This is a genomic window from Desulfosporosinus metallidurans (genome assembly GCF_001936615.1).
Lineage (GTDB): Bacteria > Bacillota > Desulfitobacteriia > Desulfitobacteriales > Desulfitobacteriaceae > Desulfosporosinus > Desulfosporosinus metallidurans.
This window is the reverse complement of sequence record NZ_MLBF01000115.1, coordinates 1-3,659: the sequence shown is the minus strand read 5'-3', so window position 1 is coordinate 3,659 and position 3,659 is coordinate 1. Positions and strand designations below refer to the sequence as shown.

Below are 3,659 nucleotides of genomic sequence, written 5' to 3'. Positions count from 1 at the left end.
GAGCTTTCAAAAGCGGCAAAAAAGGAATGGTACTTGCAGCATAAGGACAGGGGCATGGAACGGTAATAAAGCTTCAATGAATCAAGAAAAAATCTATAGAAAAACTGGAACTCTAAGGCACTTGGACAAAGAACCACTCTTTTTCGATTATTTTATTATTGGAGATGAGGATATGGATATGGATATGGATATGGAAATGGAAATTCAGGCGATATTAAAGCCCTATGACATATGGGATAATGACGTAGATGAAGAAACGAATCTGCGGGCAAAGGAAGCACTACATGATTTTTATAAAACTTTATTAAAACGAAAACCGGCAACAAACTATGAAAAAGATAATATAGCGCATTTTCGATATCTGCATTTTTTTGTAGACATTAAAAAAGCATTTGAGGAAGACAAGTATTTGAGAGTATGTAATGAATTGCTTTCCCTCATGCATTATGTACCTTTTTTCCAGAAAAGAGTTTATAATAATACCGTGAAAATTCTGGAAACCTTTTTACAGATCGAGGAGAACGATATATGTTAAGAAACTTTTGGGGAAAGATTCTTGGTAAAGAAGATGTGCAGAAACCGGAACAATCTGGCTGGGAATTCAATTATGCCATGGACTTTGTACGGCAAACCCTAGAATATGAGCAGAGCAAACAGGATCAGATTATCATCTTGGAATATATGTTGGGAATCATTAAGGAAGACTTGAAAAATGATTTACTGACAACAATTCTCTATAACAAAGAGAACTTCGATAAGAAAATCAGTCATCCATTTCCCATATATTATGAAGATGAAGCAGGAAGCAAAATCTGGGCTAAACCAGATGAAGAGAAAATGAAAAAGGTTGATTTAGCGAATGACTGCGTTTTGGTTTTAGCCTGGCATAGGGATAGAATGAGAACTATCATAAAAATTATAGCTAAGAACTCATTTGAATATATTAAAGGAAACCATTTAGCGTATTATTATACGGGTGTAGATCTATGCTTTGCATACAATGGCACTCACTCTATATCAGCAGGCATTGGGCATAAAAAAGGATTTATTGAAGCAAAAACAATTGATATAATTCCAATGTTTGACCATGTTTACACGGATGGGGACTGCTGGTACAACCAGCACAACGGGAATAAGCTCAGAGAATTATATGACTTTCGGGTAGGGGTTATTTATGAGATTTCCAAGATAAAATACAGGCTCGAAAATGAAGAAGATACTGCCGAGCTGGGATGAAGGCTAATCCGCCAAAAAGACAGAACAAAAAAGGAGATGATTTCCAGACAGATCGCAGGAATAACTATCACGAGTATCTGAATCTGATCTTTACTGTAAAAACATGGCAATGTATAATAACTGTAAGAATATCTTCTACTTGTGGCGACAAGACTATCTCATCCGCAGATTAATACTGTGAATGAAATCAAAAACATTGTCAGCGAAATAGCAAAACGCTATGGTGTAGAACGGGTGTAGCTCTTCCGTTTCTATGCCAGAGGAGAAGCTAAACCTGGAAGTGATATTGATTTGCGCATTGATAAAGGGAAAATAGAAGAGTACTTTGAATTGTAGAACAACACTTCTTCACCGTGAATTTTTTCAAGAAGCTTCCACTCAAAGCACCGGTTGTCAGCAGATCAACCTGGACATTTAAGTTTTTTTAAAGTTCCAGCCGAAAACCTATGCTGAAGAAGATAGCATTGCCGTGAGTAATTTCCGGAATTGATTGTGGATTTAAAACAGGCTTTGGAAAGTAGCTGATTTGATAGAAATGGGGGGCTCAAAAATGCACACGCCAACAACTATCAATAAAATAGTTGCCCTATTGGCAAATAAAGCGAAAGAAATTGCTAGCGATAAACTTGTTAAAGTTATACTATACGGTTCCTATGCGCGTGGCGATTATGAAGAATGGTCGGACATTGATGTCATGGTCCTTGTCAATGGCGATGATCATACAACTAAACTTTTTGAACAGGAACTGTGGAAATACTGTAATGATTTAGAACTAAACTATGATGTTGTCCTATCCGTCATAGTAAAGGACTATAATCATTTCCAAAACTGGAAAAATGTATTGCCTTTCTATGCAAACGTGCAAAACGAGGGAGTTGTAGTTAATGCCTGATTATAGTAAAGAAGAATTATCACGGTATAGGCTGCAAAAGGCTAAAGAGGATTTAGAAACAGCAAAACATGATTTTAGTGCCGATCATTTTTTAGCCTGTATAAACAGGGCTTATTACTCCATGTTCCACACCATTCGGGCCTTATTGATTCTCGACGGTATGGATTTTAAAAAACACTCTGCAGTTATTGCAAATTTTCGAAAGAGCTATATTAAAACCGGTGTTTTGGATCTCACCTACTCCAGTATGATTGGGGATGCCAGCAGGCTCAGAGGGAAAAGCGACTATGATGATTTTATACAAATCAGCCAGGAAGAAGCAAAAAGCCAGATTGATAACGCGGAAGCTTTTTACAATACCATACAACCTTTCATCATGCAGAAAGCAGAGCAAAGAGAGCTAACGGCTGATCAGACAAATGAAGAAGAACTGGAACGATAAATTTTTAGACAATTGAGACAAAAGTGAACGGTCAGTACGTCAACAAAGTTCCTTGGCTCACCATTATGAACTAGTGATCATTTTTTATTTTAACGACGGTACCCGGATCCTGGCCTTCACCACCACAGAATATGCCCTGGCAGCAAAAGCCGGGGTATTTTATTTTTCTAAAAACGTGAAAACGCGAGAGCAATTGGGAAAGGAGTGATACTGGCCATGAAAGGATTGAGCGAACCGTTTTTTAGAGCGTTTGTCAGGAGGGTGCAGAAGCTGGGTTATACGGACTTGAAAAATATGACCCAAAGCCTTGAAAAGCTTGTTGCTGACATGCTACCGCAAGAATCGGAGCCGGAGCAGGAACCCGAAAACGAATTGGAGGTGTGACCATGCGCAGCAAGATTGATTTTTACAAGCAGTTTTTTGAACAGCTTTCCAGGCGGGGCTTTGAGGTGAAGCGTTCCGATTCCTCCGACTACCTTGCCGACATCTACTATAAAAAGCAGCTTATTGCCTTTTACACCAAAGCCGACACCCTTGAGAAAAATCCCTTTGTAGCAGTCAAGGACAAGGTTTTGAACCTCATCAACGACACTGCGAGAACCACGGCGGTCAGAACTGGTATTTGCTCCGAGCGCCCCTACACCGACGCCAATGAAAAACTCCCCAACGGCTCCTACAAGCTGGCCGAGTACAACGGCGTGGTGCTGGCCTGCAAATTTCACCATCTGTTTGACTATGTGTTTTCCACCTACCGCTTAGCCCCCGAAAACAATCAGACGGTGCAGCGGCAGTTTTTCTACAACAAGGAGGCCGCCACACAGGATTTTGCCATCCGAAGCGGCTTGGTGGACGAAAAGGCTCTGTTTTCCGAAACCGAACTGATGGTGCTTCACTCTAACCTGGTAAAGCTGACGCTACTGGACAACAATCTTGCCAATGACGACATGATTTCCGTCGGGCAGATGATTGACAAAATCGAGGACATTGTGCCCGAACTCAAAGGCAGGGACTATGACTTCGACTTTGAGGGCGAATTCCGGCAGGACATGGATGAGGAGATTGGAGGGTGAAGCATGGGCAGCAAAGAAA

At 40.4% G+C, this 3,659-nt stretch carries 6 protein-coding genes; all 6 read left to right on the top strand.

The genetic code is table 11. The features are described 5' to 3' along the window. Window positions 1-535 (top strand): hypothetical protein (locus DSOL_RS29350; protein WP_235839008.1); only part of this gene is annotated, 535 nt, incomplete at its 5' end. Then, complete coding sequence (locus tag DSOL_RS25625) at window positions 529-1,236, top strand: DUF6710 family protein (protein WP_083643070.1); 708 nt, start codon at window positions 529-531, stop codon at window positions 1,234-1,236. The genes DSOL_RS29350 and DSOL_RS25625, both read left to right, overlap by 7 nt. Before the next feature lie 550 nt (window positions 1,237-1,786). Continuing rightward, window positions 1,787-2,128 (top strand): nucleotidyltransferase domain-containing protein, encoded by a 342-nt coding sequence (locus tag DSOL_RS25620; RefSeq protein WP_009613742.1) that lies wholly within the window; start codon window positions 1,787-1,789, stop codon window positions 2,126-2,128. After that, the gene (locus tag DSOL_RS25615; RefSeq protein ID WP_075367527.1) at window positions 2,121-2,570 is read left to right on the top strand and encodes a HEPN domain-containing protein; all 450 of its coding nucleotides are present in this window, start codon (window positions 2,121-2,123) and stop codon (window positions 2,568-2,570) included. Before DSOL_RS25620 ends, DSOL_RS25615 begins: the two co-directional genes overlap by 8 nt. Window positions 2,571-2,786: 216 nt before the next feature. Next, on the top strand, window positions 2,787-2,954 hold the full coding sequence (locus DSOL_RS28300; protein WP_170871628.1) for a hypothetical protein: 168 nt from the start codon (window positions 2,787-2,789) through the stop codon (window positions 2,952-2,954). Window positions 2,955-2,956: 2 nt separating this feature from the next. Next, window positions 2,957-3,640 carry a hypothetical protein gene (locus DSOL_RS25610; RefSeq protein ID WP_075367526.1) on the top strand — a complete coding sequence of 228 codons (684 nt, stop codon included), beginning with the start codon at window positions 2,957-2,959 and terminating at the stop codon, window positions 3,638-3,640. Window positions 3,641-3,659: the final 19 nt, after the last annotated feature.

Excerpts from the sequence above, each read along its gene's own strand:
- DSOL_RS28300 (WP_170871628.1), top strand. The coding sequence starts at position 2,787 with ATGAAAGGATTGAGCGAACCGTTTTTTAGAGCGTTTGTCAGGAGGGTG.
- DSOL_RS25625 (WP_083643070.1), top strand. The coding sequence starts at position 529 with ATGTTAAGAAACTTTTGGGGAAAGATTCTTGGTAAAGAAGATGTGCAG.
- DSOL_RS25610 (WP_075367526.1), top strand. The coding sequence starts at position 2,957 with ATGCGCAGCAAGATTGATTTTTACAAGCAGTTTTTTGAACAGCTTTCC.
- DSOL_RS25620 (WP_009613742.1), top strand. The coding sequence starts at position 1,787 with ATGCACACGCCAACAACTATCAATAAAATAGTTGCCCTATTGGCAAAT.
- DSOL_RS25615 (WP_075367527.1), top strand. The coding sequence starts at position 2,121 with ATGCCTGATTATAGTAAAGAAGAATTATCACGGTATAGGCTGCAAAAG.